This window comes from Streptomyces sp. NBC_01142, from assembly GCF_026341125.1.
Lineage (GTDB): Bacteria > Actinomycetota > Actinomycetes > Streptomycetales > Streptomycetaceae > Streptomyces.
In genome coordinates this window covers 2,604,091-2,630,937 of sequence record NZ_JAPEOR010000002.1, presented here as the reverse complement: position 1 = coordinate 2,630,937, position 26,847 = coordinate 2,604,091, and the positions used below count along the sequence as shown (strand labels likewise).

Below are 26,847 nucleotides of genomic sequence, written 5' to 3'. Positions count from 1 at the left end.
ATAGGAGTCGCGCCATGTTCGCCGAGCACACCCTGGAATCAGCGCCGGCCGCGTCGCGCCGCGCCATGGAGTCGACCGTCAAGCGCCTGGGTCACCTGCCGCCCGCCGTGGCCAGACTGGCCACGTCCCCGCACCTGCTCGACGGCTTCCTGAAGCTCAGTGCGATGTTCGAGCAGACGACACTGGAGCCGGTCGCGCGCGAGGTGGTCGTCATGACGATCGCGACGCGGAACGAGTGCCATGTGTGCGTCGCGATGCACACCGGCAAGCTGCGGGCGCTGGGCGCGGAGGATCAGCTGATCGCCGCACTGGCCGGACAGGAGCCCCTGCCCGACGAACGCCTCGAGGCCGTACGGCAGTTCGCGCTGGAGGTATTGCGTACCGCCGGAGGTGTGGGCGATGAGGAGCTTCGGGCGTTCCTCGGGCACGGATACACCGAGCAGAACGCGCTGGAGGTGGTCATGGGTATCGGGACGTACACGATGTCGACGCTCGCCAACCGGCTTACACGGGCAGCGCTTTAGTCAAGGCGAATCCGGTCGTTGCGTGTCGAGGCCATGGCGTTGGCCTTGTCTTCTTGAGGTGTACATGCCCCAATGGCAACTGTCGCTGACTGTCCATCAGGCCCGGAGCGGTCGGCGCGGGACCGAGTCCGTGGGGCATCCCCACACCCCACACCCCACGGACGCCGAGCCCGCCCAGTGGCGGCCGGCGACGTCATCCCGTACACCCCCACACGAAGGCGGGACTCATGAGACACGGCAGACTCGGATTCGGCGCATTACTGAGCATCGGCGCAATGGCCGCCGGTGCGCTCGTGACGGCACCCACCGCGAGCGCGGTGACGCCGGAGACGGCCACCATTTCGTTCGACTGCGGTTGGTTCGGTTCGGGGACGGCGACGCTCACGGCCACTCAGGACGGGACGGCCGCGACCATCAGCTTGTCCACATCGGCCATCACCTCTCCCGTCGACCTCGCCGCGAACTCGGTCAAGTCGACACTCACCCTGACCAAGAACGGCTCCGGGACCACGATGTTCACCGGCAACGCCAACCCGGCGATCCCGGCCGGGAGCGACGTGTCCACCGGCCCGCTCGCCGGAACGGTCGCCGCGGGCGACAGCCTGGAGGCGAAGTCGCTGCAGGTCGTGGTCTTCGGCGTCACCGCGACCTGCACGGCTACTTCGCCGCAGTCTCCCGGCCCGTTCGTGTTCTGACGGCTGGGCAAGCAGAGATCGGCAGACACAGGGGGCGGCGTCACGCACACTCGCGTGACGCCGCCCTACTGCGATGTCCGCGTCCGGTATCGGCCGGGCGTCGTGCCCAACAGCCGGCTGAAGGCGTGGGAGAGGGCGTACGGCGAGCTGTAGCCGACCCGGCGGGCGATGGTGTCGAGGGGCTCCTGGGTGTCGCGCAGCATCGCCGCCGCACGGGTTACCCGCCACCAGCCCAGGTAGGCCATCGGCGGGCGGCCGACCAGGGCGGTGAACCTGCGCGCGAGCGTGGCCCGGGACACGCCGACCTGTGCGGCGAGCCGGTCGTTGCTCCAGGGCAGGGCGGGATCCTCGTGCAGGACGCGCAGCGCCTCGGCCACCACCGGGTCGTTCAGCGCGGCGGGCCACCCGGCGCTGCCGTCGGCCGTACCGTCCGCCATCCAGGCGCGCACCATGTAGACGAGCAGCAGGTCGAGCAGGCCGGGAACGACCACGCCCGTACCGGGGCGGGCGGCGCCGATCTCGCATCCCAACAGGTCGATCGCCGCACGGAGTTCGGGGTACCGGCCGATGCGGTTCGGGAGGTGGATGACGTCGGGCAGTTCGGTCATCAGAGGGTGGGTGTGGCTCCGGTCGAGCCGGTACTTGCCGCACAGCAGCTCCGTCGCGCCGGGTGCGTCGGCAGGTGGTGCGCTCGTGGCCATCCGCAGTCCGTGCCCGTCGAGCCAGCGCTCGAACGGCACCGCTCTCTCGACGGCGTGCCGGTCGGCGGGAGCGTCGGCGAGCACATGCCCGGCGCCGTGCGGCAGGAGCACCACATCGCCCGTGCCGAGGGAGACCGCCGAGCCGCTGTCGGGCAGCAGCCAGCAACTGCCTTCCAGTACGACGTGGAAGCCTGCTCCGTCGTAGGCGGGGAGTCGGCTGCACCACGTCCCGGCTACTCGCGCGCGGTGGGACGAGGGCCGTCCGATGCGTACGGCCGAGATCGCGTCGCTGACGACATCCATCGCACCAGCGTATCGAGAGAAGCCATGGATGAGGCGTACGCGTATCCGATTGAGCCGAAAGAGCATTGAGACCCTCAACGCACCCCTCCTAGGCTCGACCCGGAGAGAGCAGCCGAAGAGAGGCGGAGAAGCCGTGGAGCGCATCCTGCTGGGTGACGTCGAGGTCATCAGGATCAAGGAAATGCAGGTGCCGTTCGGTCCTGCCCGGGCGATTGTCCCGGGCAGCCCGGAGGAGCTCTGGCGAGACAACAAGGAGTGGCTGGCACCGGACTTCTGGGAGCCGGACACCGACAGCTACGTCGCCGCGCTCCAGACCTGGGTGCTGCGCAGCGAGGGGAGGACCGTACTGGTCGACACGGGGGTCGGCAATGGGCGGCAGCGGCCGGATTCCCCGCAGTTCGACAACCTCAGCACCGACTTCCTGGGGCAGTTGGACCGGGCCGGAGTGCGGCCCGAGGATGTCGACGTCGTGGTGAACACGCATCTCCACGTGGACCATGTCGGCTGGAACACGGTCGAGCGGGACGGCGAGTGGGTGCCGGCCTTCCCGAATGCCCGCTATCTCATTCCGTCGGCCGACTACGCCCACTTCGACCCGGAGCGGAGCCGCCCTCGCCGCGAGGGGGACCGCCTGGTCTTCGAGGACAGCATCGCGCCGGTGCGCCGGGCGGGCCAGGCCGTGCTCTGGGAGGACGCCCACCGCATCGATGCCCACCTCACACTGGAGCCCGCACCGGGCCACACCCCCGGATCGACGGTACTGAGACTGGCATCCGGGGGTGACCGGGCGGTCTTCGTCGGCGATCTGCTGCACAGCCCGGTGCAGATCCTCGAGCCGTCGTGCAACAGCTGCTTCGACGAGGACACGGCCGGTGCGGCGGCGAGCCGGCGGAGGGTCCTCGAACGCGCGGCGGACGAGCGGGAGTTGGTGATTCCGGCGCACTTCGGGGGAGCGGGCGCGGTGGAGGTGCGGCGCGACGGTGCCACGTTCGCCGTGACGGGGTGGGCGGCGTACGCCTGACGGTTTTCGACGAGGGCGGTCCGGGAGGGGGCCGAGGAGATGCCCGCCCGGATCTGACGGCGCCCGCCTATGCCTGGTAACGCCCGCCCAGCCCCCACGCCTGGTGCATCGCCGCCGCGAACGCCGCCGCCAGTTTGTGCTCGCCGGACGGGCCCGGGTGCGTGCCGTCGTAGGTGTCGGTGTGGATGTCGTACGACGGCGGGGTCGACGCGAGCAGGATCGGCGCGGAGGCGGTGTCCAGGTCGGCGACCGCCTTCGCCAGGAGCTCGTTGAAGCGGTCGCACTCGGCCGCGAAGGGAGCGTCGGACTGGGCCCGGATGTTCGGGATCACGGGCAGCAGGACCATCCGTACATGCGGATTGGCCTCGCGTGCCTCGGCTATGAACTGCCTTGCGTTCAGGGCGGTTTGGGTGCTGTCCGTGTAGAAGCCGAGGTCTATCAGGCCGAGCGAGACCAGCAGGACGTCGGCCTTCTGGGCGGTGACGGCCTCCCGGATCAGCGGGGCCATGTGCAGCCAGCCCTCGCCCCAGCCCGCCAGGTGCCGGCGGGCGTGCCCGGGGAACGACGGTTCGGCGTACGCGCCGGAGAGGGGAGCGTTCGCGACGGTGTCGTACAGCTCGCTGCGCGGGCCGACGATCTTGTACGGGCCGCCGAAGGACGTGTTGAGGTGCTGCCACATCCGGAAGCGCCAGGTGAAGTCGCCGGCCCGTCCGATGGTCATGGAGTCGCCGACGAACATAAAACGCATGGGCGCAATCATGGCCGATCACGGCGCCCGTCTGCGATGTGAGGCTGGACACGGGGCGAGCACCCGCGAGGATGACCGGATGGGCGACAACACGGCGGTGCACCGCCTCGATCTGGGGTACTTCGTACGGCCCGGGTCGGAGCCACCCTGCACGGCGGGGAACAGCCACTGCCCCCGTGCCGGCCCTGGCTGGAGCGGTTCGCGGACTTCGACCCGCGGAGGGTGCTCTTCGCGCACGACTGCTCGGTCCGGGAACACCACCAGTGAGGTCGAGCCCCCGTCCGAAGCGGGTGCTGCGCTCGGTATCGCCCGGAGGTGGCAGGCTTGGGCGCATGCGTTCGCTTCCGTACGTCACCGGTGCCGCCGCGGCCGCGGCCGTCGTGCTGCTCACCGCTGCCGGCCCCGCCGTGGCCGACGACTCCGACTTCACGATCAAGGACCCGAGGGTCAAGGAGTCCAGCGGGCTCGCCGCCAGCAGGGCGCACCCGGGGATCTACTGGACGCACAACGACCAGGACGAGCCGCGCGTCTTCGCCGTCGACTCCAGGACCGGCGAGACCGTCGCGACGATCACGATGACCGGGGTCGGGAAGCCCCGCGACATGGAGGCGATCTCCGTCGGGGCCGACGGGAGTGTCTACGTCGGGGACATCGGCGACAACCTCGACGGCAGCTGGGACCACGTCTGGATCTACCGCTTCCCGGAGCCGAAGGAGCTCAAGGACGCGACGGTCCGTGCGACGCAGTTCACGGTGAAGTACGCGGACGGGGCGCGCAACGCCGAGGCGATGATGGTCCATCCCAAGACCGGCCGGGTCTACATCGCCTCGAAGAACGAGGACGGCGGCGGGCTGTACGAGGGCCCCGCCACGCTCACCGCATCCGGGACCAATACCTTCCGGCGGATCGGGGACGTGCCGTGGGTGACCGACGGAGCCTTCTCGCCGGACGGGAAGGAGCTCGTACTGCGCTCGTACTTCAGTGCGCGGGGGTACGAGTGGAAGAACGGCAGGCTCGGGGCGGACCACCGGGTGCGCGCGCCGATTCAGGGGCAGGCCGAGTCCGTGACGTACTCGTCCGACGGCAAGGCGCTGATGTTCGGTTCGGAGGGGGACCAGAGCGGGGTGGAGCGGGTCGCGCTCGACAAGGACTCCGTGTCGGGCGGTGGCGACAAGTCGCCTTCCGAGGAGGGCGGTTCAGTCGCTGACGACGGGATCTCGGGAGACGGCGGAAACAGCCTCACCTACGGGGTGCTCATCCTGGGCGGCGCGGCCGCCCTCGTCCTCGGGCTGAAGCGGCTGCTGCGGCGCCGCTGACGGAAGAGAAGGGCGGGGCCGGGCGCCGGGGGCACCGCTTCCGGCGACGCAAGCATCTCGTCCCGGCGCCGGAAGCGGACGCCGCCGTGGCTCTCACCCGCCGCCGGTCACTGGCGGCGGGGGCCGGCCAGACACACCTTGGCCGTCAGCCCTCCGCGCCACCCTCCGCGCGCTGTCGTACGAGCACCTCGAGGCCATCGACCAGGCGTCGCAGCCCGAACCCGAAGTGGTCGAACTCGCCGAACGCGTCCTCCGACAGGGCCGCCATCAGCGGAAACTCCCCGCTCATCATGGCCTTCTCGAGGAACGGCTGCTGGTTCCCCCAGAAGTCCTCGTCGCTCAGGCCGGTCTCCCTGGCCGCCTCGACCGTCTGGATCTCCATCCGGGCCATGCCGTACACAAAGCTCTGCACGGTGATGATCACCGAGATCAGTTCGGGGTCGCTGAGCCCCATGCCCTGCAGGGCGGCGAGGGACAGCTCCAGGCCGCGCACGGTGTGGGGGCCCAGGACCGCGCGGGACTGATTGATGTTGAGCAGCCACGGGTGGGCCCGGAACAGCTCGAGATGGGCGCGGGCCAGACGCTCCACGGCCGCGCGCCAGTCCGCGTCGGGTTCGGGCTGTGCCGCGGTCGGCGGCACGCCCTGGACGCGGTCCAGCATCAGGTCGAGCAGCTCGGCCTTGCCGGGGACGTACCGGTACAGGGACATGGTGCCGGTGCCCAGTTCGGTGGAGAGCCGGCGCATCGAGACGGCGGCCAGTCCCTCGGCGTCGGCGACCTCGATCGCGGTCGTCACGATCCGGTCGAGGGTGAGTCCGGGCTTGGGGCCGCGGGTGGGGCGTTCGCCCGTGCCCCAGAGGAGTTCCAGGCTGCGCGAGACGTCGCCGCTGCCGCTCGTTTCGGTCGTCGTCATGGGTTCACCCTAATCCTCTGGACAAGAACTGGGTACGCTGTACTCTCATGTGAGTACACCGTACCCAGTTACATCACCGGAGGGGCAGTGAACGAATACGCCGTGCTGGCCGAAGCGATCCAGAAGAGGTACGGGGAGAAACGCGCCCTCGACGGCTTCGACCTTGCCGTACGCAAAGGCACCGTGCATGGCCTGCTCGGGCCGAACGGTGCCGGGAAGACCACCGCGGTGCGCGTGCTCGCGACGCTGCTGCGGTTCGACGGCGGGCGGGCGGAGGTCGCGGGCATCGATGTGGCGCGCGATCCGCGTCGCGTGCGCAGCAGGATCGGGCTCGCCGGCCAGTCCGCGGCGCTGGACGGGACCTTGACAGGGCGTCAGAACCTGGAGATGTTCGGCCGGCTCTTCCACCTGGGAGGCAAGCGGGCGGTGCTGCGGGCCGGCGAACTGCTGGAACAGTTCGACCTCGTCGAGGCGGGAGGCAAGGGCGTCGGCGCGTACAGCGGCGGCATGCGCAGGCGACTGGACCTGGCGGCATCGATGATCCTCGCGCCGGACGTGCTGTTCCTGGACGAGCCGACGGTCGGGCTCGACCCGCGCGGGCGGGGCGAAGTGTGGGACGCGGTCCGTGCGTTGGTGGCGGGCGGCACGACCGTACTGCTCACGACGCAGTATCTGGACGAGGCGGACAAACTCGCCTCGCACATCACGGTCATCGACCAGGGGCGGGCCATCGCTGACGACACCCCGGACGGACTGAAGAACACGGTGGGCGGCGACCGGATCGAGGTCGTGGTCGGCGAGGCGGCGGATCTGCCGGCGGCGTTCAAGGCGGTCGCGCGGGTCGCGGACACGGGGCCGGAGACGGACGAGGCGGAGCGACGGGTGCACGCGGCGGTGACGGACCGGGTCGCGGCGCTGACGGACGTGGCGCGGACGCTGCAGGAGGAGGGGGTCGGGGTGGAGGACATCGGGCTGCGGCGGCCGAGCCTGGACGATGTGTTCCTGCGCCTGACCGGACGCCGTACGGAGACGACCGGCAAGGAGGCGGTGGCATGAGCGCGGTGGACCTGAACGTGGAGGGCTCGCGGGGGCGGGCGTACTGGGCGGTGGTCGACTGCTGGAGTCTCGTGCGCCGCGGTCTCACCTACTATCAGCGCCAACCCGTCCTGATCGCCTGGCAGTTGGGGTTCCCCTTCATCTCCGTGCTGCTGTACGGATACGTCTTCGGCGGGGCGATGAAGCCTCCCAGTGGCGGCAGCGTCCGGGACTTCCTGATGCCCGGCATGTTCGCGATGACGATGGCCTTCGGCTTTATGAACACGGCGGTGGCCGTGGTCACCGACTCCACAAAAGGCGTGACCGACCGTTTCCGGTCCATGCCGATGGCCCCGTCCGCCGTCGTCACCGGACGGGGAGTCAACGATCTGATCGTGGCCTGCGCCGAGCTGGCCATCCTCGCGGTGACGGCGTTCGCGATGGGCTGGCGCGCCGATGCCCAGTGGCCGGCCGTCGTGGGCGCATTCGCGCTGCTGCTGCTTCTGCGGTTCTGCCTGATCTGGGTGGGCGTCCTGCTCGGACTGCTGGTCCCGAGCCCGGAGGCGGCCGGCGGGCTCTACGCCGTCGCCTTCCCCTTCACCATGATCTCCAGCGTCTTCGTGGCGCCCTCGACGATGCCCGACTGGCTGGGCACGCTCGCCGCCTGGAACCCGATCTCGTCGACGGCGGCGGCCGCGCGCGAGCTGCTCGGCAATCCGGTGGCCGGCGACGGCAGTTGGATCCAGGAGAACGCGCTGCTGATGGCGGTGGTGTGGCCGGTGGCGATCACGGCGGTGTTCCTGCCGCTGGCGGTCCGGCGCTTCCAGCGGCTGAGCCGGTGAGAGCGGCTCGGGTCAGGCCTTGCGCTCCCCGGCCTGGAGAAGGGCCGCCACGTCGAGCTTGACCTCGGCACCGATCGAGTCGGGGAGCGTGATCTGCTCGCCGGGCGCATGGACGCGGTGCTGGTCGTACGCGCCGGCGACGGGCTCCGTCAGAACGTGGACGCGTGTGTGCTTGCGGTCGATGATCACGTAGACGGGGATCTTGGCCTCGGCGTAGGCGGCGACCTTGTTCCGCAGGTCCGACTGGTAGTTGGTGGAGGTGACCTCCAGGACCAGGCGGAACACGGCGGGGTCGTAGGAGTTGTTCTCGACGAGATGCTCTTCGAAATCGGCGTCCACGACGGCGAGGTCCGGGATGGCGTAGTCGTCCGGGCCTCCCGGCAGCCAGAGCCCGACTGCCTGGAGTACCTCTGTCTCCCCGCCATCGAGGCCGGCCACCATGAAGGGGCTCATGAGCTTGGTGAGCGCCCTTGCATGGGCGCCGTCGGGTGGTGGGGCCACGGTGATGACGCCTCCGATGATCTCGACGCGGTAGCCGGGGTGCTGCTCCATCAGGCTGTTGGCCGTCTCGAGCAGGGTGGCCGGCGGGCCGTCGCAGGGGTGCTCGGCTGCTGCGGCAGACATGCGGGCCTCCTGGTGGCTGGTGTCGAGAGCATCATCGTAGGCCGGAAGGCGGTCGTGCGTCCGGTTCGCGACCCGTCACTCGTACGTGTGGCCGGACGGAGTGCGGCGGCGGGAGTGAGAGCGCGAGGGGCCCGGCAGCATGTGCGCCGCCGGGCCCCTCGTCGTACAGCTGTCCGTCGTTACAGCTTCTCGATCACGTAGTCGATGCAGGCCGTCAGCGCCTCGACGTCCGCCGGGTCGATCGCCGGGAACATCGCCACGCGCAGCTGGTTGCGGCCCAGCTTGCGGTACGGCTCCGTGTCGACGATGCCGTTCGCGCGCAGCGCCTTGGCCACCGCCGCCGCGTCGATCTCGTCCGCGAAGTCGATCGTGCCGATGACCTGGGAACGCTTGGCCGGGTCGACCACGAACGGGGTCGCGTACTTGGACGCCTCGGCCCAGCCGTACAGCGTGCGCGACGACGTCGCGGTGCGGCGGACCGACCAGTCCAGGCCGCCCTGGGTGTTCAGCCAGGTCAGCTGCTCGTTCAGCAGGAAGAGCGTGGACAGCGCCGGGGTGTTGTACGTCTGGTTCTTGAGGGAGTTGTCGATCGCCGTCGGAAGCGAGAAGAACTCCGGGACGTGACGGCCCGAGCCGTGGATGCGGGCGGCGCGCTCGAGCGCGGCCGGGGAGAAGACACCGATCCACAGGCCGCCCTCGGAGGCGAAGGACTTCTGCGGGGCGAAGTAGTAGACGTCCGTCTCGGCGATGTCGACGGGCAGGCCGCCCGCGCCGGAGGTCGCGTCGACCAGGACCAGGGAGCCCTCGTCCGCGCCCGCGACGCGCTTGATCGGGGCCGCGACGCCGGTCGAGGTCTCGTTGTGCGTGAAGGCGTAGACGTCGACGCCGGCCTCGGCCGCCGGGTCCGGGTGGGTGCCCGGGTCGGAGGTGATGACGGTGGGCTCCGCCAGCCACGGAGCGAGCTTCGAGGCCTTCGCGAACTTGGAGGAGAACTCGCCGAAGGACAGGTGCTGCGACTTGTTCTCGATCAGTCCGTGCGTCGCGATGTCCCAGAAGGCGGTGGAGCCGCCGTTGCCCAGGATCACCTCATAGCCCTCGGGGAGGGAGAAGAGGTCGCGTACGCCGTCGCGCACCGCGCCGACCAGGTTCTTGACCGGGGCCTGGCGGTGGGACGTACCGAGGAGTGAGGTGCCGGTGGCGGCCAGGGCGTCCAGCGCCTCCGTACGCACCTTGGAGGGGCCCGCGCCGAAACGGCCGTCGGCGGGCTTGATGTCAGCGGGAATCTGGATCTCAGCCACGTTCCGGAGCGTATCCGGTCCCGGGGCGCGGCGGATACGCGGTCCGCCGGATGAGACGGCTGTCTCACCCGGCGGCACGGCTGACCTGCGGGTACTCGGCGGCGCCCGGCGTTCGGTGCTCAGCCGTCCTGGCGTACGTCCGGGTGGGCCCCCTGGCGCAGGTCCTGGTCCCGGCGTACGGCCAGCGCGTGGAGGTGCTCGATCAACGCGATCAGCACGAACTTGCTGGAGGAGTGGTCCCGCGCATCGAACTCGACCAGGGGCACATCGGGCCCGAGGGCGAGTGCGTCGCGGATCCGGTCCTCGCTGTGGAAGGGGCCGCCGAAGTCGTTGACGGCGACGATGAAGGGCGTTCCGTGGTGTTCCAGCCGGTCCAGCGTGTAGCAGGCGTCGGTGAGGGAGCGGGTGTCGACGAGGACGACCGCGCCGAGCGTGCCCGCGAAGAGGCGCTCCCACAGGAACCAGAAGCGCTCCTGGCCAGGGGCGCCGAAGAGATACAGGACGCTGCGCTCGTCGATCGTGATCCGGCCGAAGTCGAAGGCGACGGTGGTGGCGTTCTTGCCCCGGACGAGGGTGGTGTCCTCCAGGGGGTGGCCCGTGCGGCTCACGACCTCCTCCGTGTGCAGCGGACGGATCTCACTGACGGAGCGGACCATCGTCGTCTTGCCGGCTCCGAAGCCGCCCAGGACAACGATCTTCAGGGCTTTGACGGTCGTCCCGGCGAGCGGGGGGTGGGGCTGCGCCGTGGGGGCCGTCCGTGTGACTCGGGTCATCGGGTCATCGGTTCTCGTCGGTGCCGGTCATCGAGTGTTGCCTTCCGGGGGTGGCGGGGGGCGTAACTGGAGCCGTGAGTTCCCAATCAAGTGCTCGTCACTATAGGAGGGTTGACGATCACATGGGGAAGTTCTCGCGGGGCTTTGCCGGGGCTTTCCCGGGGGCGGGGCGCGCATCGTGTGCAAGTGGCACGTTTCCTGCCGGTGTGACGAGAGGGACGGGGGCATCCTGAGAGACATGGCTGAGCAGCGGGATGCGCGCGATGCGCGCGATGCGCGGAATACGCGGGACGGGCTGGACCGGCCGGACGAGCGGAACGGGACGGACGGGCCGGGCGAGGCGAGCGAGCGCGAGACGCGTGCACTGGCGCGGGCGCTCGCGCGAGCAGTGCGCGGCGAGGTGGACTTCGGCACGACCGCCCGGGCCCTGATGACCATGGACGCGTCCAACTACCGGCGCGTACCGGTCGGTGTCGTCGCGCCGCGCGACGCCGCGGACGTGGCCGCCGCCCTGGAGGTGTGCCGGCACCACGGTGTGCCGGTGGTGCCGCGCGGCGGCGGGACCTCCATCGCCGGCCAGGCCACGGGCATCGGCGTGGTGCTGGACTTCACCCGCCATATGACGGCAGTCGTGGAGGTCGACGCCGAGGCGCGTACGGCGGTGGTGCAGCCGGGCGTCGTCCTGGACACGCTGCGGGACGCCGTACGGCCGCATGGGCTGACCTTCGGCCCCGATCCGTCCACGCACAGCCGCTGCACGCTCGGCGGGATGATCGGCAACAACTCCTGCGGGTCTCACTCGGTGGCGTGGGGGACGACCGCGGACAACGTCCGAAGCCTCTCGGTGGTGACGTACGGAGGGGCCGAACTGCGGCTCGGGCAGGGCTGGGACAGCGGTGCCCCGGCCGGGCTGCGGGAGCTCGTCGACGGCAATCTCGCCCTGCTGCGCACCGGATTCCCGGGCGGGCTGCCCCGCCGTATCTCCGGGTACGCGCTGGACGCCCTGCTGCCCGAGAAGGGTGTCGATCTGGCGCGGGCCTTCTGCGGCAGCGAGGGCACGCTGGGGGTGGTGACCGAGGCGGGCGTACGCCTGGTGGACGCGCCGCATGCGCGGGCGCTCGCCGTGCTCGGCTACCCGGACGAGAGCGCGGCCGCCGAAGCGGCCTCAGGGCTGCTCGCGTACCGGCCGCTGACCGTCGAGGGCATGGCCGAGGACCTGGTGCCCGACGGGCACGGGCTGCCGCGCGGCGGGGCGTGGCTCTTCGTGGAGACCGGCGGGGACACGGCGGCCGAGGCGCGGGCCCGTGCGGCAGGCATCGTACGGGCCGCCGATGCGCTGGACGGGACGGTGGTGGACGACCCGGCCGGGATGCGCGCCCTGTGGCGGGTGCGGGAGGACGCGGCGGGCACGGCGACCCGGACCGCCGACGGCGGCGAGGCCTGGCCGGGGTGGGAGGACTGCGCGGTGCCGCCCGCACGGCTGGGGGCGTATCTGCGGGACTTCCGGGCACTGCTGACGCAGCACGGCCTGCGCGGGACGCCGTACGGGCACTTCGGGGACGGCTGCATCCATGTCCGTATCGACTTCGACCTGATGAGTACGGCGGGTGTGGCGCGGTTCCGCACCTTCTCGGAGGAGGTGGCGGAACTCGTCGTCGCGCACGGCGGATCACTGTCGGGGGAGCACGGTGACGGGCAGGCGCGCGCCGAACTGCTGCCGAAGATGTACGGCGACGAGATGGTCGGTCTCTTCGGCCGGTTCAAGGACCTGTGGGATCCGGCGGGCGGTATGAACCCCGGAATGCTGGCCCGCCCGGACCGACTCGACGCCAATCTCCGCTTCGAGGTGCTGCCGAGGAAGCCGGTGGAGGTCGCCTTCGGCTATCCGCAGGACGGCGGGGACTTCGCGGGCGCGGTACGCAGGTGTGTGGGCGTCGCCAAGTGCCGTACGACCGACGCCGGTTCGGGCGGCGGCGTGATGTGCCCGTCCTTCCGGGCGACCGGCGAGGAACAGCACTCCACACGCGGGCGGGCGCGGTTGCTGCACGAGATGCTCGCGGGCGAGGTCGTCACCGACGGCTGGCGCTCGACGGAGGTACGGGACGCGCTCGACCTCTGCCTGTCCTGCAAGGGGTGCCGGAGCGACTGCCCGGTGGGTGTCGACATGGCGACATACAAGGCGGAATTCCTGCACCACCACTACGCGGGGCGGCTGCGGCCGGCCGCACACTACGCGATGGGCCGGCTGCCGGTCTGGCTGCGGGCGGCGGCCCCCTTCGCGCGGGGGGTCAACGCGGTGTCGCGGGTGCGCCCGCTGGCGGCGCTCGCCAAGCGTCTGGGCGGCATCGCCCCGCAGCGTTCCCTTCCCACGCTGGCGCCGGTGACGTTCCGGCGCTGGCTGGTGAAGCACCGGAGCGGCCGTACACAGATCTTCTCCACGAGTCGGGCGGCCGTGCTGTGGCCGGACACCTTCACCGACCACCTCTCGCCGGAGGTCGGCCGGGCGGCGGTGCGGGTCATGGAGGCGGCGGGCATGGGTCTCCTGCTGCCGCAGGACCGGGTCTGCTGCGGGCTGACGTATGTGTCGACGGGCCAGCTCGACCGGGCGCGCACGGTCATGCGCCACACGCTCGACACGTTGGAACCGCTGCTGGACCTGGGCGCTCCCGTCGTCGTACTGGAGCCGAGCTGCGCGGCGGCACTGAAGACGGACCTGCCGGAACTGCTCACCGACGACCCGCGCGCGGCCCGGCTGGCCGCGTCCGTGCGGACCTTCGCGCAGGCACTGGAGGAGTGCGCGCCGCACTGGGAGCCGCCACGTCTGGACCGGCGGGTGGCGGGCCAGACGCACTGCCACCAGCATGCGGTCCTGGGCGACGCGGCGGAGCGCCGGCTGCGTGAACGAGCCGGTCTGACAGGTGAGTTGAGCGGCGGATGCTGCGGCCTCGCGGGAAACTTCGGTTTCGAGAAGGGCCACTACGAGGTATCGGTGGCCTGCGCGGAGGACCAACTGCTCCCGGCGGTCAGGGCGGCGGGAGAGGGCGCGGAGGTCCTGGCGGACGGGTTCTCGTGCCGTACGCAACTGGACCAGCTGGAGGGGCGGCGGGCCCGGCACCTGGCGGAGGTGCTGGCGGAAGGGCTGGACGGCTGAGCGGCCGGCCACCGGGCGGCACGACGCCCGACCAGCTCCCGGGCAGCGGCTGACGACGCGGGGGTGGGGGCCGCAGGGCCCGGCTCCCCATGTCGTTCGTCATGTCATTCGTTCGCCGCGGCCACCTCCCGTGCCAGCGCCACCAGCCGAGGCAGCGCCGGGTGCGGTGACGCGGTGCGCCAGGCCAGGAGGACCGGGGCCGGTGGGGCGTCGGCCAAGAGGCGGTAGGACACGCCGGGATGCGGGTGCATCGAGGACGTGGAGGCCACCGAGGCGCCCGTGCCCCGGCCCGCTGCGATCGCCGCGAGCCAGTCGTCGGTGTTGGCGACCGTGAGCGTCGTCGTGGGGCGGATCTCCTCGGGCCACAGGTCCAGCGTGGTGAGGCCCGAGACCGTGTTCAGGACGACCGGTCCGGCCGTCAGATCCGCGAGTGTCAGAGAAGGGCGCGCGGCCAGGGGGCCGTCCGCCGTCACCGCCGCCACGCGGGGCTCCGTGAACAGCAGCTCGGTGACCAGGCCCGGGGCGTCCACCGGGCCGCGCAGCACTGCCGCGTCGACCTCGCCGCGCGTGAGTCCGGCCGTGCGGTCGTCGATCCGCAGGAGTTCCAGCGGGGTGTCCGGGTGTTCCTGCTGCCAGCGGCGCAGGAGCGGGGTGGTGTACGGACCGAGGGCGGACCAGGCGTGCCCCAGCCGCAGCGGCCCCCGGCGCAGCCGGCCCGCGTCGAGTGCCTCGTCGAAGGCGGCGACCGCGGCCGCCGCCTTGTCGCGGAAGGCCTCGCCCTCCGCGGTGAGCGCGACGTGGTGGGTGGAGCGGTCCACCAGCCGGGTGCCCAGGTGCTTCTCCAGCGCCGCGAGCGCACGCGAGACCGCGGGCTGGGTGACGTGCAGCCGGGCCGCGGCCCTGGTGATGCCGGCCTCCTCCGCGATGGCCAGGAAACAGCGGAGATGGCGCAGCTCGATGTTCATGCGCCTGGAGCATAACGGCAGCCCAATCGGCATTTCACGGATGGCGTGAGGGCCCGTAGCGTGGAGGGGACGGCCGAGACGCAGCCTGGGAGGTTTCCGGTGAACGAGCCGCGTACGCCGGTGGCCGCCGAGCCGGAAGCCGCTGCCGCCCTGGAGACCGCCGCGCTGAACACCGCCGCCCTGAACGCTGCGGCCCTGAACGCGGCGGCGGGCTCCGGCACCCACGCGGGCCCCGGCATCCACGCGGGCCCCGGCGGCAAGGCCCCGCGCCGCGCCCTCGGTCCCGTCGCTCTCGTCGTCGCCGGTGGGCTGTCGGTCCAGTTCGGTGCCGCCGTCGCCGTACTGCTCATGCCGCGCGCCGGAGCCGTCGGCGTCGTCACGCTCCGGCTCGTCCTCGCCGCCGTCGTCCTGCTCGTCGTCTGCCGGCCCCGCCTGCGCGGGCACTCGCGCGCCGACTGGGGCACCGTCGTCGCCTTCGGCACCGTCATGGCCGCCATGAACGTGCTCTTCTACCAGGCCGTCGACCGCATCCCGCTGGGCGCGGCCGTCACCCTCGAGGTCCTCGGGCCGCTCGTGCTCTCGGTGATCGTCTCGCGCAGGCTGGTGAACCTGGTCTGGGCGGGGCTCGCGCTGGGCGGCGTGGTCCTGCTCAGCGGCGGGGGCTTCGACCGGCTCGACCCCCTCGGCGCGGCCTTCGCGCTCTCCGCGGGCGCGATGTGGGCGGCGTACATCGTCTTCAGCGCCCGCACCGGCCGGCGCTTCCCGCAGGCCGACGGGCTGGCCCTCGCGATGGGGGTGGGCGCGGTGCTCACCCTGCCGCTGGGGATCGCCGAGGCCGGGTCGAAGCTGCTGGTGCCCTCCACGATCGGCCTCGGCCTCGCGGTCGCGCTGATGTCGTCCGTCCTCCCGTACACCCTGGAGCTGCTCGCGCTGCGCCGGCTGCCCGCGCCGACCTTCGCGGTGCTGATGAGTCTGGAGCCGGCGATCGCGGCCACGGCCGGGTTCCTCGTACTGCATCAAGCTCTTTCGGTGACCGACTCGTTGGCGATCGCGCTGGTCATCGCGGCGAGCATGGGCGCGGTGCGGACGCAGGTGGCCGGAAAGTCGTAGAACCCCGCAACAACCAAAGCAAGCATGCTTGCTTGTTTCTATCGGTGCTGCCATGCTCCGGGACACACAACGTCGTGTCCCGAGGGAGCGCACCGTGTCCGACCCGGCCGTCGTACTCGACGACTTGCGCAGCGAAAGCGATGAACTCGACCGGCTGGTAGGGGAGTTGAGCGCCGGGCAGTGGGCAGGCGCGACGCCCGCGCCCGGCTGGAGCATCGCCCACCAGATCGCCCACCTCGCCTGGACGGACGCGGCCTCGCTGCTCGCCGTCACCGACCCCGGGGCCTTCGCCGCCGAGGTCGAGAAGGCCCTCGTCGCGCCCGGCTCCTTCGTCGACGACGGCGCCGGGGAAGGCGCCGCACTGCCGCCCGCGGAACTGCTCGCCCGCTGGCGCGACGGCCGCGAACGGCTCCAGCGGGCGCTGCGCGCGGCCCCGCCCGGCGTCCGTTTCCCCTGGTACGGGCCGCCGATGAGCGCGACCTCGATGGCGACCGCACGGCTGATGGAGACCTGGGCGCACGGCCAGGACGTCGCCGACGCGCTCGGAGCCGTACGCACCCCGACCGCACGCCTGCGGCATGTGGCACACATCGGCGTCCGGGCCCGCGACTACGCCTTCGGGGTACGGGGGCTGACACCGCCCGCCGCGCCGTTCCGCGTGGAGCTGACCGCACCCGGCGGCGAGCTCTGGACGTACGGCCCCGAGGACGCCGGGCAGTCCGTGAGCGGCCCCGCCCTCGACTTCTGCCTGCTGGTGACCCAGCGCGCGCACCGCGCCGACCTCGGGCTGCGGGCCGAGGGCGCCGACGCCGACCGGTGGCTGGACATCGCGCAGGCCTTCGCAGGACCGGCGGGACCCGGCCGAGACGCCAAGGGGGCCTCGTGACCGGCGGCATGCTCCGCATCGGGAACGCCTCCGGCTTCTACGGCGACCGCTTCGATGCCGTACGCGACATGCTCACCGGCGGGCCGCTCGACGTACTGACCGGGGACTATCTCGCCGAGCTCACCATGCTCATCCTCGGCCGCGACCGGCTGAAGGACCCTCGCCTCGGCTACGCCAAGACGTTCCTCAAGCAGCTGGAGGAGGGCCTGGGACTCGCCCGGGAGCGGGGCGTGAAGATCGTCGCCAACGCGGGCGGGCTCAACCCGGCGGGCCTCGCCGACGCCGTACGCGAACTCGCGGACCGCGTCGGAGTGCCCGTGAACGTCGCCCATGTCGAGGGTGACGACCTGCTGCCGCGCGGCGGCTGGGGCGAGGACGTCCTCACCGCGAACGCGTACCTCGGCGGCGCCGGCATCGCCGCGTGTCTGCGCGCCGGTGCCGATGTGGTGGTCACCGGGCGGGTCACGGACGCCGCCCTGGTCACCGGGCCCGCGGCCGCGCACTTCGGCTGGGGGCCCGAGGACTACGACGCGCTCGCGGGAGCCGTGGTCGCCGGGCATGTACTGGAGTGCGGGACGCAGGCGACCGGCGGGAACTACGCGTTCTTCGCCGGACACGACGTACGGACCCTGCGCCGGCCCGGCTTCCCGGTCGCCGAGATCCACGCGGACGGCACCTCCGTCATCACCAAGCACGACGGCACCGGCGGGCTCGTGGACGTCGGGACGGTCACCGCGCAGCTGCTGTACGAGACCGGGGGCGCCCGGTACGCCGGACCTGATGTCACGGCCCGCCTCGACACCGTACGGCTGGCGCAGGACGGAGCCGACCGCGTACGGATCTCCGGCGTACGCGGCGAGGCGCCGCCGCCCACCCTCAAGGTCGGCCTCAACCGGCTCGGCGGCTGGCGCAACGAGGTCGTGTTCGTGCTCACCGGGCTCGACATCGAGGCCAAGGCGCAGCTGGTGCAGGACCAGTTGGACGACGCCCTCGGCAAGCACCGGCCCGCCGAGGTGCGATGGGAACTGGCCCGCACCGAGCGGCCCGACGGCGACACCGAGGAGCGGGCCAGCGCCTATCTGCGCCTCGTCGTGCGCGACAGCGACCCCGAGCGGGTCGGGCGCGCGGTGAGCGGCGCGGCCGTCGAGCTGGCGCTCGGCAGCTACCCCGGCTTCCATGTGACGGCTCCGCCCGGCAGGGGCGCGCCGTACGGCGTCTTCGAGGCCGAGTACACCGATGCGGCCGAGGTGACGCACACGGCCGTGCTGCCGGACGGGCAGAGGGTCGTGGTGCCGACTCCCGTACGTAAGAAAGAGATCGAGCCCGTCGTGGACTTCGACGGGCTGCCCGTGCCACTGGCCGCCGGGCCCCGCCGCGCCGCCCCCCTCGGACTGATCGCCGGTGCCCGCAGCGGCGACAAGGGCGGGGACGCCAACGTCGGCGTATGGGCCCGCTCCGACGACGCCTGGCGCTGGCTCGCCCACGAGCTCACCGTCGACCGCTTCCGCGCGCTCCTCCCGGAGACCGCCGGCCTGAGCGTCGTACGCCACGTCCTGCCGAACCTGCGCGCCCTGAACTTCGTCGTCGAGGGCATCCTCGGCGAGGGCGTCGCCGCGCAGGCCCGCTTCGACCCGCAGGCGAAGGCGCTCGGCGAATGGCTCCGCTCCCGGTACGTCGACATCCCGGAGGTACTGCTGTGACCGTGCTCGCCTCGGCTCTCGACCCCGCGGGCCCCGAATACGCCGCCCACCGCGACACCATGCTCGGCAAGCTCGCCGAGCTGGAGGCCGAGCACGCCAAGGCGCTCGCGGGCGGCGGCGAGAAGTACGTCGCCCGGCACCGAAAGCGCGGCAAGCTGCTCGCGCGGGAGCGGATCGAGCTGCTGCTCGACCCCGACACCCCCTTCCTGGAGCTGTCGCCGCTCGCCGCGTGGGGCAGCGCCTCCCCCGAGTACACAGTCGGCGCGTCCATGGTCACCGGGATCGGGGTGGTGGAGGGCGTCGAGTGCCTGATCACGGCCAACGACCCGACCGTACGCGGCGGCGCGTCCAACCCCTGGACGCTGAAGAAGGCCCTGCGTGCCCATGAGATCGCGTACGCCAACCGGCTGCCGTGCATCTCCCTCGTCGAGTCGGGCGGCGCGGATCTGCCGTCCCAGAAGGAGATCTTCATCCCGGGCGGGGCGCTGTTCCGGGACCTCACACGGCTGTCCGCGGCCGGTATTCCGACGCTCGCGGTCGTCTTCGGGAACTCGACGGCGGGCGGGGCGTACGTCCCCGGAATGTCCGACCACACCATCATGATCAAGGAGCGGTCGAAGGTCTTCCTCGGCGGACCGCCGCTGGTGAAGATGGCGACGGGGGAGGAGAGCGACGACGAGTCGCTCGGCGGCGCGGAGATGCACGCCCGTACCTCCGGTCTCGCCGACTACTTCGCCGTCGACGAGGCGGATGCGCTGCGGCAGGCGCGGCGGGTGGTCGCCCGCCTCAACTGGCGCAAGGCGCACGCCGATCCGGGACCGGCAGAGCCGCCGAAGTACCCGGAGGAGGAGCTGCTCGGGATCGTCCCGGGAGACCTCAAGACGCCGTTCGACCCGCGTGAGGTCGTCGCACGGATCGTCGACGGCTCGGACTTCGACGAGTTCAAGCCGCTGTACGGGCCGAGCCTGGTGACGGGGTGGGCGTCGCTGCACGGCTATCCGGTGGGTGTGCTGGCCAACGCGCAGGGTGTGCTGTTCAGCGCGGAGTCGCAGAAGGCGGCGCAGTTCATCCAGCTCGCCAACCAGCGCGATGTGCCGCTGCTGTTCCTGCACAACACCACCGGCTACATGGTCGGCAAGGAGTACGAGCAGGGCGGCATCATCAAACACGGCGCGATGATGATCAACGCGGTGTCGAACTCGCGGGTCCCGCATCTGTCGGTGCTGATGGGCGCGTCGTACGGTGCCGGGCACTACGGCATGTGCGGGCGGGCGTACGACCCGCGGTTCCTCTTCGCCTGGCCGAGCAGCAAATCGGCGGTGATGGGCCCGCAGCAGCTTGCGGGTGTCCTGTCGATCGTGGCGCGGGCGTCGGCGGCGGCGAAGGGACAGCCCTACGACGACGAGGCGGACGCGGGGCTGCGGGCGATGGTGGAGCAGCAGATCGAGGCGGAGTCGCTGCCCCACTTCCTGTCGGGGCGCCTGTACGACGACGGGGTCATCGACCCGCGCGATACGCGGACCGTGCTCGGTCTGTGTCTGTCCGCGATCCATACGGCACCGGTCGAGGGCGCGCGCGGCGGCTTCGGCGTCTTCCGGATGTGAGGCTTCCAGTGATCTCTTCTGTACTTGTCGCCAACCGGGGCGAGATCGCCTGCCGGGTCTTTCGAACCTGCCGTGAGCTGGGCATCTCGACGGTCGCGGTGTACTCCGACGCGGATGCGGGAGCGCTGCACGTGCGGGAGGCGGATGCGGCGGTACGGCTGCCGGGTTCGGCGCCCGCCGACACGTATCTGCGCGGTGACCTGATCGTGAAGGCGGCGCTGGCGGCGGGCGCGGACGTGGTGCACCCGGGGTACGGGTTCCTGTCCGAGAACGCGGAGTTCGCGCGGGCGGTGGGGGACGCCGGGCTGCTGTGGATCGGGCCGCCGCCGGAGGCGATCGAGGCGATGGCGTCCAAGACGCGGGCGAAGGAACTGATGGGGGGCGCGCCGCTGGACCCCGGGCAGGTCACCGAGGCGGATCTGCCGCTGCTGGTGAAGGCGGCGGCGGGCGGTGGCGGCCGGGGCATGCGGATCGTCCGCGAACTCGCCGTGCTGGGCGAGGAGTGGGAGGCCGCCCGGTCCGAGGCCGTGTCCGCCTTCGGTGACGGCGAGGTGTTCCTGGAGCCGTACATCGAACGCGGCCGCCATGTCGAGGTCCAGATCCTGGCGGACGCGCACGGCACGGTGTGGGCGCTGGGTACACGCGACTGCTCGCTCCAGCGCAGGCACCAGAAGGTCATCGAGGAGTCCCCGGCGCCCGGCCTGCCCGCCGCCCTTGTGGAGTCCCTCCACACGTCGGCGGTGACGGCCGCCCGGGCGGTGGGCTACCGGGGAGCGGGGACGGTGGAGTTCCTGGTCTCCCCCCAGGGCCACGCGCACTTCCTGGAGATGAACACCCGCCTCCAGGTCGAACACCCGGTGACGGAGGCGGTGTTCGGCGTGGACCTGGTCGCGCTCCAACTCCGCGTCGCGGAGGGTACGGCCCTGCCGGCGAACCCTCCGGCGCCGAGCGGCCACGCGGTGGAGGCACGGCTCTACGCGGAGGACCCGTCGAAGAACTGGACCCCCCAGACGGGCGTGCTGCACGCGCTGGAGGTCCCCGGGGATGCCCCGTGGGTCCGCGTCGACACCGGGTACACCGACGGGGACTCCATCGGCGTGCACTACGACCCCGTGATCGCCAAGGTCATCGCCTGGGCCCCCACCCGGGAGGAGGCCGTGCGGCGGCTCGCCCATGCCCTGCGGCGCGCGCGCGTGCACGGGCCCGTCACCAACCGGCGGCTCCTCGTACGGTCCCTGGAGCACCCGGAGTTCACGGGCGCGCAGCTCGACACCGGGTTCTACGAACGCCACCTCGACGCGCTCACCGCCCCCGCCGACGGGGAACCGCACGCAGCCGTGGCCGCCGCCCTGGCGGATGCGGCCGGCCGGCCGGGGACGACCGTGGCATCGCGGCTAGGAGGGTGGCGGAACGTCGCCTCGCAGCCCCAGGTCAAGGTCTACGGAGACCACGAGGTCCGCTACCGCCGCACCCGTGACGGGTTCGAGGTCGCCGACGCGCCCGGGGTGCGCGTCCTCGGTGTCGCACCCCACCGCGTCCGTCTCGAGATCGACGGGGTCGTACGGTCCTTCGACGTCACCGACCACGGCGACGGGCACGTCCACGTGGACAGCGCCACCGGCGCCCACGCCCTCGCCGTACAGCCCCGGTTCGCCGACCCGCAGGACAGAACGCCGCCGGGGTCGTTGCTCGCGCCCATGCCCGGGACCGTCGTCCGGGTCGGGGAAGGGCTGGCCGAAGGGGTCCGGGTGACCCAGGGGCAGCCCCTCGTCTGGCTGGAGGCCATGAAGATGGAGCACCGCATCGTCTCGCCCGCCTCCGGCACGCTCGCCGCGCTCCACGCCGTCCCCGGCCGCCAGGTCGAGGTCGGTGCCCTGCTCGCCGTCGTACAGGAAGCACAGGAGGACGCCGCGTCATGAACATCGAGTCGGAAGAGAACAAGGCACTGCGTGCCGCCGTCGCCGCCCTCGGGCAGCGGCACGGCCGGGGATACGTACGCGAAGAGCTGTGGGCCGAGGCCGCCAAGCTCGGCTACCTCGGCGTCAACCTCCCCGAGGAGCACGGCGGCGGAGGCGGCGGCATGGCCGAACTCTCCCTCGTGCTCGAAGAGCTGGGAGCGGCAGGCTGCCCGCTGCTCATGATGATCGTCTCGCCCGCCATCTGCGGCACCGTCATCGCCCGCTTCGGCACCGACGAGCAGAAGCGCACCTGGCTCCCCGGCCTCGCCGACGGCAGCCTCACCATGGCCTTCGGCATCACCGAGCCGGACGCCGGGTCGAACTCCCACCGGATCACCACCACCGCCCGCAAGACCGACGACGGCTGGACCCTCAACGGCCGCAAGGTCTTCATCTCGGGCGTCGACATCGCCGACGCGACCCTCATCGTGGGCCGCACCGAGGACTCGCGCACCGGCACGCTCAAGCCCTGCCTCTTCATCGTCCCCCGCGACGCCGAAGGCTTCCGGCGCTCGCAGATCGACATGGAACTGGACGCCCAGGAGAAGCAGTTCGAGCTCGTCCTCGACGATGTCCGTCTCCCCGGCGACGCCCTCGTCGGCGACGAGGACGCCGGTCTCCTCCAGCTCTTCGCCGGGCTCAACCCCGAGCGCATCATGACCGCCGCCTTCGCCATCGGCATGGGGCGGTACGCGCTCGCCAAAGCCGTCGAGTACGCGAAGGACCGCCAGGTCTGGAAGGCCCCCATCGGCGCCCACCAGGCCATCGCCCACCCCCTCGCCCAGGCCCACATCGAACTCGAACTCGCCCGGCTGATGATGCAGAAGGCCGCCGCGCTCTACGACGCGGGCGACGACACCGGCGCCGGCGAGGCCGCCAACATGGCCAAGTACGCGGCCGGCGAAGCCTGTGTGAAGGCTGTCGACCAGGCTGTCCACACGCTCGGCGGCAACGGCCTCACCCGTGAGTACGGCCTGGCCTCCCTCGTCACCGCCGCCCGGGTTGCCCGGATCGCCCCGGTCAGCCGCGAGATGGTCCTCAATTACGTATCCCACCAGTCCCTGGGTCTCCCCAAGTCGTACTGACACGGGAGATTCTGGCCGTCCACGAAGCCGAGGGGGCCGTAATGGTGTTTCACAGCGCGTACGCCGATGTCCAAGCCGTCTCACAGCCCATTCACGAGGTGGTCCTCGGCCGGGCCGCCGCCGAGTACGGCGACACGATCGCCCTCGTCGACGGCATGAACGGCATCACCGTCACCTACGCCCAGCTCGACATGTTCCACCGGCGGATCGCCGCCTCGCTCGCCGACGCCGGCCTGCGCAAGGGCGACGTCCTGGCCCTGCACAGCCCCAACACCGTCGCGTACCCCTCCGTCTTCTACGGCGCCACACGCGCCGGCGCGTCCGTCACCACCGTCCATCCGCTCGCCACGGCGGAGGAGTTCGCCAAGCAGCTCCGTGACTCCTCCGCCCGCTGGATCGTCACCGTCTCACCGCTCCTGGAGATCGCCCGCAGGGCCGCCGAACTCGTCGCCGGCATAGAGGAGATCTTCGTCTGCGACCGCGCCGACGGGCATGTGAGCATCCTCGACATGCTCGGCTCGACCGCACCCGAGCCGGACATCGCCATCGACCCGTCCGAGGACATCGCGGCCCTGCCGTACTCCTCCGGCACCACCGGCGTCCCCAAGGGCGTGATGCTCACCCACCGCTCCATCGCCACCAACCTCGCCCAGCTCGACCCGATGATCCCGATGGGCCCCGGCGACCGCATCCTCGCCGTACTGCCCTTCTTCCACATCTACGGCCTCACCGCCCTGATGAACGCACCGCTCAGCCACGGCGCCACCGTCGTCGTACTGCCCCGCTTCGACCTCGACACCTTCCTCGCGGCGATCGAGAAGCACCGCATCAACGGCCTGTACGTGGCCCCGCCGATCGTCCTCGCCCTCGCCAAGCACCCGGCCGTCGCGCAGTACGACCTCGGCTCGCTGGAGTACATCGTCAGCGCGGCCGCCCCGCTCGACGCCCGGCTCGGGGAAGCCTGCTCGGCGCGGCTGGGCCTCCCGCCGGTCCGGCAGGCGTACGGCATGACCGAGCTCTCGCCCGGCACCCACGTCGTACCGCTCGCCGCGACGGCGCCGCCCCCCGGAGCCGTAGGACAGCTCCTGCCCAACACCGAGATGCGCATCCTCTCCCTCGACGGCCCGGACGGGGCCGGCAAGGATCTCGGCGTCGGCGAGGAGGGCGAGATCGCGATCCGCGGCCCGCAGGTGATGAAGGGCTACCTCGGCCGCCCCGAAGCCACCGCCGACATGATCGACGACGAGGGGTGGGTGCACACCGGCGACATCGGGCGGGTCGACGCCGACGGCTGGCTGTTCGTCGTCGACCGGGTCAAGGAACTCATCAAGTACAAGGGCTTCCAGGTCGCCCCCGCAGAACTGGAGGCCCTGCTGCTCACCCACGAAGGCATCGCGGACGCGGCGGTGATCGGGGTGTACGACGCGGACGGGAACGAGATCCCGAAGGCGTACGTCGTACGGCAGCCGACCGCACAGGACGCCGGGGAGCTCAGCGAGGACGACGTCCTCGCCTACGTCGCCGAGCGCGTCGCTCCGTACAAGAAGGTCCGCCGCGTCGAGTTCATCGGCGGCGTACCGCGCGCCGCCTCGGGGAAGATCCTCAGGCGTGAACTGAGGGACCGGGAAAGGGAGAACACGTGACACTCGTCGCGACCGCACACGAGCGCGGGATCACCACCCTGACGCTGGACTCGCCCGCGAACCGCAACGCCCTGTCGGCGCGGCTCGTCGGTGAGCTCGGCGAGGCGCTGACCGACTGCGGCAAGGACGACTCCGTACGGGCCGTCATCCTCACCCACACCGGCTCCACCTTCAGCGCCGGCGCCGATCTGAAGGCCCCGCCCAATCCGTACACCTTCGTCGCGCTGCTGCGGCAGATCGTCACGCTGCCCAAACCCGTGGTGGCCCGTGTCACCGGCCACGCACGGGCCGGGGGGCTCGGCCTCCTCGGCGCCTGCGACCTCGCGGCCGCCGCGAGCGCCGCCGACTTCGCGTTCACGGAGGTACGCATCGGGGTCGCGCCCGCCGTCATCTCACTGCCCCTGCTGCCGCGCATGGATCCGCGCGCGGCCGAGCGCTACTACCTCACCGGGGAGCGCTTCGACGCGGCGGAGGCCGTCCGCGCCGGGCTGCTCACCCTTGCCGCCGACGATGTGGACGCGGCGCTCGCGCCGGTGCTCGACGGACTGCGCAAAGCGTCGCCGCAGGGGCTGAACGCGGCGAAGCAGCTGGTCACGGCTAGGGTGCTGGAGACCTTCGACCGGGACGCCGAAGACCTGGTGCAGCGCTCCGCCTCGCTCTTCGCGTCGGCGGAAGCGCGCGAGGGCATGACGGCCTTCCTCGAACGACGGGACCCCGCATGGGTGTGGTGACAGCTCCCAAGCAGGACCGCAGCCGGGTGACCCGGCAGCGGCTGCTGGAAGCCGCGGTGGCCTGCCTCGCCGAAGTCGGCTGGGCGGGCTCGACCGTCTCGGTGGTCGCCGAGCGGGCCGGAGTCTCGCGGGGCGCGGCACAGCACCACTTCCCGACCAGGGAGGACCTGTTCACGGCGGCGGTCGAGTACGTCGCCGAGGAACGCTCCCAGGCACTGCGCGAGCTGCCGACGCAGGACCGGACAGCGGTCGTCGCGGCCCTCGTCGACCTCTACACCGGGCCGCTGTTCCGCGCCGCACTCCACCTCTGGGTCGCCGCCTGCAACGAGGAGCAACTGCGCACGCGCGTCACGGAGCTGGAGGCGCGCGTCGGCCGTGAGACGCACCGGATCGCCGTCCAGCTGCTGGACGCGGACGAGTCACGGCCCGGCGTACGCGAAACGGTCCAGGGCCTGCTCGACATGGCCCGCGGCCTGGGCCTGGCCAACCTCCTCACCGACGACGCCGCCCGCCGTCAGAGGGTGGTGGCACAGTGGGCGGCTCATGTCGAGGAGGGGCTGAGGGACCATGGGTGACTTCTTCCAGCGGATCGTCGACGTCGAGGTCACGCAGGAGGAGGCCGGGCCGCTCGCGGAGCGGATGGTCGACTGGCTGGTGGCCGAGGGTGTGATCACGCGCGAGATGTCCGGTGACGCGGTGTACAGCCTGACCGTGGACGAGGGCCATGTGCCGGGCCCCAACTGGGCGCGGGCAGTGTCGGATCCGTCGTGGGAGCCCGCCCCGGTGGCCGTCGTCGTCGGTCGGGACTACCACGTCGGGGGTCAGGGCGAGGACGAGGCGGAGTGGGCGAACTGCCCGCGCTGCGACACGAAAACCGTGATCATCGACTACCCGGAGAGCTTCGAGGCGGACGACGAGGTCTGGCAGCCGTTCGAGGACGGCATCGCCGCCTGGAAGGAGACGGGCGAGGGCAGCGCCGTCTGTTCCGCCTGCGGCGTCCCGGTCCCGATCACCGAGTGGGAGTGGAGCTGGGGCTTCGCGCTGGGGGCCCTGGCCTTCGACTTCTGGGGGTGGCCGCCGCTCGACGACAGCTTCGTGGCGGAGTTCGGCAAGCAGTTGGGACACCGCACCGACGAGCACAGCGGGAAGTTCTGAGGCGCGCGCACGCCGAAGGGGGCGGCCGGGGAGACCCGGCCGCCCCCTTCAGGTTCGGCGCCTGCG

The 26,847-nt window shown here is 71.6% G+C and carries 24 protein-coding genes and 1 pseudogene; 18 read left to right on the top strand and 7 right to left on the bottom strand.

All coding sequences use genetic code 11. The features are described from left to right. Positions 1 to 14: 14 nt before the first annotated feature. Both OG883_RS29350 and OG883_RS29345 read left to right on the top strand, forming a co-directional pair. Positions 15 to 524, top strand: a complete 510-nt coding sequence (locus tag OG883_RS29350; RefSeq protein ID WP_266546889.1) for a carboxymuconolactone decarboxylase family protein — start codon at positions 15 to 17, stop codon at positions 522 to 524. 227 nt (positions 525 to 751) lie between these two features. Beyond that, entirely contained in the window at positions 752 to 1,219 is a 468-nt protein-coding gene (locus OG883_RS29345) for a hypothetical protein (protein ID WP_266546887.1), read from the top strand. 65 nt (positions 1,220 to 1,284) lie between these two features. On the opposite strand, the gene OG883_RS29340 is transcribed toward OG883_RS29345, so the two are convergent. After that, the gene (locus OG883_RS29340) at positions 1,285 to 2,223 is read right to left on the bottom strand and encodes an AraC family transcriptional regulator (RefSeq protein ID WP_266546884.1); all 939 of its coding nucleotides are present in this window, start codon (positions 2,221 to 2,223) and stop codon (positions 1,285 to 1,287) included. A 181-nt stretch (positions 2,224 to 2,404) separates the two neighbouring features. Here OG883_RS29340 and OG883_RS29335 point away from each other — a divergent pair, with 181 nt between their 5' ends. Continuing rightward, on the top strand, positions 2,405 to 3,244 hold the full coding sequence (locus tag OG883_RS29335; RefSeq protein WP_266549573.1) for an MBL fold metallo-hydrolase: 840 nt from the start codon (positions 2,405 to 2,407) through the stop codon (positions 3,242 to 3,244). Between the two features lie 67 nt (positions 3,245 to 3,311). Here the strand turns inward: OG883_RS29335 and OG883_RS29330 are convergent, their stop codons facing one another. Continuing rightward, positions 3,312 to 3,992 (bottom strand): GDSL-type esterase/lipase family protein, encoded by a 681-nt coding sequence (locus tag OG883_RS29330; protein ID WP_266546882.1) that lies wholly within the window; start codon positions 3,990 to 3,992, stop codon positions 3,312 to 3,314. 153 nt (positions 3,993 to 4,145) lie between these two features. Between OG883_RS29330 and OG883_RS29325 the strand changes: the two are divergent. Then, positions 4,146 to 4,259: pseudogene (locus tag OG883_RS29325) on the top strand (N-acyl homoserine lactonase family protein); the annotation flags it as partial. 65 nt (positions 4,260 to 4,324) lie between these two features. Next, positions 4,325 to 5,308 carry a WD40 repeat domain-containing protein gene (locus tag OG883_RS29320; RefSeq protein ID WP_266546879.1) on the top strand — a complete coding sequence of 328 codons (984 nt, stop codon included), beginning with the start codon at positions 4,325 to 4,327 and terminating at the stop codon, positions 5,306 to 5,308. A gap of 145 nt (positions 5,309 to 5,453) precedes the next feature. Here OG883_RS29320 and OG883_RS29315 read toward each other — a convergent pair whose 3' ends face one another. Beyond that, positions 5,454 to 6,221 carry a TetR/AcrR family transcriptional regulator gene (locus OG883_RS29315; protein WP_266546876.1) on the bottom strand — a complete coding sequence of 256 codons (768 nt, stop codon included), beginning with the start codon at positions 6,219 to 6,221 and terminating at the stop codon, positions 5,454 to 5,456. 87 nt (positions 6,222 to 6,308) lie between these two features. Here OG883_RS29315 and OG883_RS29310 point away from each other — a divergent pair, with 87 nt between their 5' ends. Continuing rightward, entirely contained in the window at positions 6,309 to 7,277 is a 969-nt protein-coding gene (locus OG883_RS29310; RefSeq protein ID WP_266546873.1) for an ATP-binding cassette domain-containing protein, read from the top strand. Beyond that, the gene (locus OG883_RS29305) at positions 7,274 to 8,098 is read left to right on the top strand and encodes an ABC transporter permease (protein WP_266546870.1); all 825 of its coding nucleotides are present in this window, start codon (positions 7,274 to 7,276) and stop codon (positions 8,096 to 8,098) included. Before OG883_RS29310 ends, OG883_RS29305 begins: the two co-directional genes overlap by 4 nt. Before the next feature lie 12 nt (positions 8,099 to 8,110). On the opposite strand, the gene OG883_RS29300 is transcribed toward OG883_RS29305, so the two are convergent. From OG883_RS29300 to OG883_RS29290, 3 genes are all read right to left on the bottom strand, one after another. Further along, a complete protein-coding gene (locus tag OG883_RS29300) occupies positions 8,111 to 8,722 on the bottom strand; it encodes a Uma2 family endonuclease (protein WP_266546867.1) in 612 nt (203 codons plus the stop codon). 179 nt (positions 8,723 to 8,901) lie between these two features. Continuing rightward, the gene (gene serC / locus OG883_RS29295; RefSeq protein WP_266546864.1) at positions 8,902 to 10,020 is read right to left on the bottom strand and encodes a phosphoserine transaminase; all 1,119 of its coding nucleotides are present in this window, start codon (positions 10,018 to 10,020) and stop codon (positions 8,902 to 8,904) included. Between the two features lie 119 nt (positions 10,021 to 10,139). Then, positions 10,140 to 10,793 (bottom strand): ATP/GTP-binding protein, encoded by a 654-nt coding sequence (locus tag OG883_RS29290; protein ID WP_266546861.1) that lies wholly within the window; start codon positions 10,791 to 10,793, stop codon positions 10,140 to 10,142. A 430-nt stretch (positions 10,794 to 11,223) separates the two neighbouring features. On the opposite strand from OG883_RS29290, the gene OG883_RS29285 reads away from it, so the two are divergent. Beyond that, entirely contained in the window at positions 11,224 to 13,944 is a 2,721-nt protein-coding gene (locus OG883_RS29285) for an FAD-binding and (Fe-S)-binding domain-containing protein (protein WP_266549571.1), read from the top strand. 104 nt (positions 13,945 to 14,048) lie between these two features. Here the strand turns inward: OG883_RS29285 and OG883_RS29280 are convergent, their stop codons facing one another. Beyond that, the gene (locus tag OG883_RS29280) at positions 14,049 to 14,909 is read right to left on the bottom strand and encodes a LysR family transcriptional regulator (RefSeq protein WP_266546858.1); all 861 of its coding nucleotides are present in this window, start codon (positions 14,907 to 14,909) and stop codon (positions 14,049 to 14,051) included. Positions 14,910 to 15,146: 237 nt separating this feature from the next. Between OG883_RS29280 and OG883_RS29275 the strand changes: the two genes are divergently transcribed. The 10 genes from OG883_RS29275 (at position 15,147) to OG883_RS29230 (ending at position 26,781) form a co-directional block, all read left to right on the top strand. Continuing rightward, positions 15,147 to 16,019 carry a DMT family transporter gene (locus tag OG883_RS29275; protein ID WP_266549569.1) on the top strand — a complete coding sequence of 291 codons (873 nt, stop codon included), beginning with the start codon at positions 15,147 to 15,149 and terminating at the stop codon, positions 16,017 to 16,019. A gap of 94 nt (positions 16,020 to 16,113) precedes the next feature. Beyond that, on the top strand, positions 16,114 to 16,905 hold the full coding sequence (locus OG883_RS29270; RefSeq protein ID WP_266546855.1) for a TIGR03084 family metal-binding protein: 792 nt from the start codon (positions 16,114 to 16,116) through the stop codon (positions 16,903 to 16,905). A gap of 8 nt (positions 16,906 to 16,913) precedes the next feature. Further along, the gene (locus tag OG883_RS29265; protein WP_266549566.1) at positions 16,914 to 18,605 is read left to right on the top strand and encodes an acyclic terpene utilization AtuA family protein; all 1,692 of its coding nucleotides are present in this window, start codon (positions 16,914 to 16,916) and stop codon (positions 18,603 to 18,605) included. Then, positions 18,602 to 20,209, top strand: coding sequence for an acyl-CoA carboxylase subunit beta (locus OG883_RS29260; RefSeq protein WP_266546852.1), 1,608 nt, complete (start codon positions 18,602 to 18,604; stop codon positions 20,207 to 20,209). Before OG883_RS29265 ends, OG883_RS29260 begins: the two co-directional genes overlap by 4 nt. An 8-nt stretch (positions 20,210 to 20,217) precedes the next feature. Next, positions 20,218 to 22,128 (top strand): biotin carboxylase N-terminal domain-containing protein, encoded by a 1,911-nt coding sequence (locus tag OG883_RS29255; RefSeq protein WP_266546849.1) that lies wholly within the window; start codon positions 20,218 to 20,220, stop codon positions 22,126 to 22,128. After that, positions 22,125 to 23,252, top strand: coding sequence for an acyl-CoA dehydrogenase family protein (locus OG883_RS29250; RefSeq protein WP_266546847.1), 1,128 nt, complete (start codon positions 22,125 to 22,127; stop codon positions 23,250 to 23,252). Before OG883_RS29255 ends, OG883_RS29250 begins: the two co-directional genes overlap by 4 nt. Before the next feature lie 41 nt (positions 23,253 to 23,293). Further along, positions 23,294 to 24,895, top strand: coding sequence for a 4-coumarate--CoA ligase family protein (locus tag OG883_RS29245; protein WP_266546844.1), 1,602 nt, complete (start codon positions 23,294 to 23,296; stop codon positions 24,893 to 24,895). Next, entirely contained in the window at positions 24,892 to 25,626 is a 735-nt protein-coding gene (locus OG883_RS29240) for an enoyl-CoA hydratase family protein (protein WP_266546841.1), read from the top strand. Before OG883_RS29245 ends, OG883_RS29240 begins: the two co-directional genes overlap by 4 nt. Then, positions 25,614 to 26,201 carry a TetR/AcrR family transcriptional regulator gene (locus tag OG883_RS29235; protein WP_266546839.1) on the top strand — a complete coding sequence of 196 codons (588 nt, stop codon included), beginning with the start codon at positions 25,614 to 25,616 and terminating at the stop codon, positions 26,199 to 26,201. The genes OG883_RS29240 and OG883_RS29235 overlap by 13 nt, the downstream gene beginning before the upstream one ends. Further along, positions 26,194 to 26,781: a hypothetical protein gene (locus OG883_RS29230; RefSeq protein WP_266546836.1), complete on the top strand. Its 588-nt coding sequence runs from the start codon at positions 26,194 to 26,196 to the stop codon at positions 26,779 to 26,781. Before OG883_RS29235 ends, OG883_RS29230 begins: the two co-directional genes overlap by 8 nt. Positions 26,782 to 26,847 lie beyond the last annotated feature (66 nt).

Coding starts and splice junctions, on each gene's coding strand:
- OG883_RS29280 (WP_266546858.1), bottom strand. CDS start 14,909: ATGAACATCGAGCTGCGCCATCTCCGCTGTTTCCTGGCCATCGCGGAG.
- OG883_RS29305 (WP_266546870.1), top strand. CDS start 7,274: ATGAGCGCGGTGGACCTGAACGTGGAGGGCTCGCGGGGGCGGGCGTAC.
- OG883_RS29345 (WP_266546887.1), top strand. CDS start 752: ATGAGACACGGCAGACTCGGATTCGGCGCATTACTGAGCATCGGCGCA.
- OG883_RS29335 (WP_266549573.1), top strand. CDS start 2,405: ATGCAGGTGCCGTTCGGTCCTGCCCGGGCGATTGTCCCGGGCAGCCCG.
- OG883_RS29285 (WP_266549571.1), top strand. CDS start 11,224: ATGACCATGGACGCGTCCAACTACCGGCGCGTACCGGTCGGTGTCGTC.
- OG883_RS29330 (WP_266546882.1), bottom strand. CDS start 3,992: ATGCGTTTTATGTTCGTCGGCGACTCCATGACCATCGGACGGGCCGGC.
- OG883_RS29320 (WP_266546879.1), top strand. CDS start 4,325: ATGCGTTCGCTTCCGTACGTCACCGGTGCCGCCGCGGCCGCGGCCGTC.
- OG883_RS29350 (WP_266546889.1), top strand. CDS start 15: ATGTTCGCCGAGCACACCCTGGAATCAGCGCCGGCCGCGTCGCGCCGC.
- OG883_RS29340 (WP_266546884.1), bottom strand. CDS start 2,223: ATGGATGTCGTCAGCGACGCGATCTCGGCCGTACGCATCGGACGGCCC.
- OG883_RS29245 (WP_266546844.1), top strand. CDS start 23,294: ATGGTGTTTCACAGCGCGTACGCCGATGTCCAAGCCGTCTCACAGCCC.
- OG883_RS29290 (WP_266546861.1), bottom strand. CDS start 10,793: ATGACCCGAGTCACACGGACGGCCCCCACGGCGCAGCCCCACCCCCCG.
- OG883_RS29250 (WP_266546847.1), top strand. CDS start 22,125: ATGAACATCGAGTCGGAAGAGAACAAGGCACTGCGTGCCGCCGTCGCC.
- OG883_RS29265 (WP_266549566.1), top strand. CDS start 16,914: ATGCTCCGCATCGGGAACGCCTCCGGCTTCTACGGCGACCGCTTCGAT.
- OG883_RS29235 (WP_266546839.1), top strand. CDS start 25,614: ATGGGTGTGGTGACAGCTCCCAAGCAGGACCGCAGCCGGGTGACCCGG.
- OG883_RS29230 (WP_266546836.1), top strand. CDS start 26,194: ATGGGTGACTTCTTCCAGCGGATCGTCGACGTCGAGGTCACGCAGGAG.
- OG883_RS29315 (WP_266546876.1), bottom strand. CDS start 6,221: ATGACGACGACCGAAACGAGCGGCAGCGGCGACGTCTCGCGCAGCCTG.
- OG883_RS29300 (WP_266546867.1), bottom strand. CDS start 8,722: ATGTCTGCCGCAGCAGCCGAGCACCCCTGCGACGGCCCGCCGGCCACC.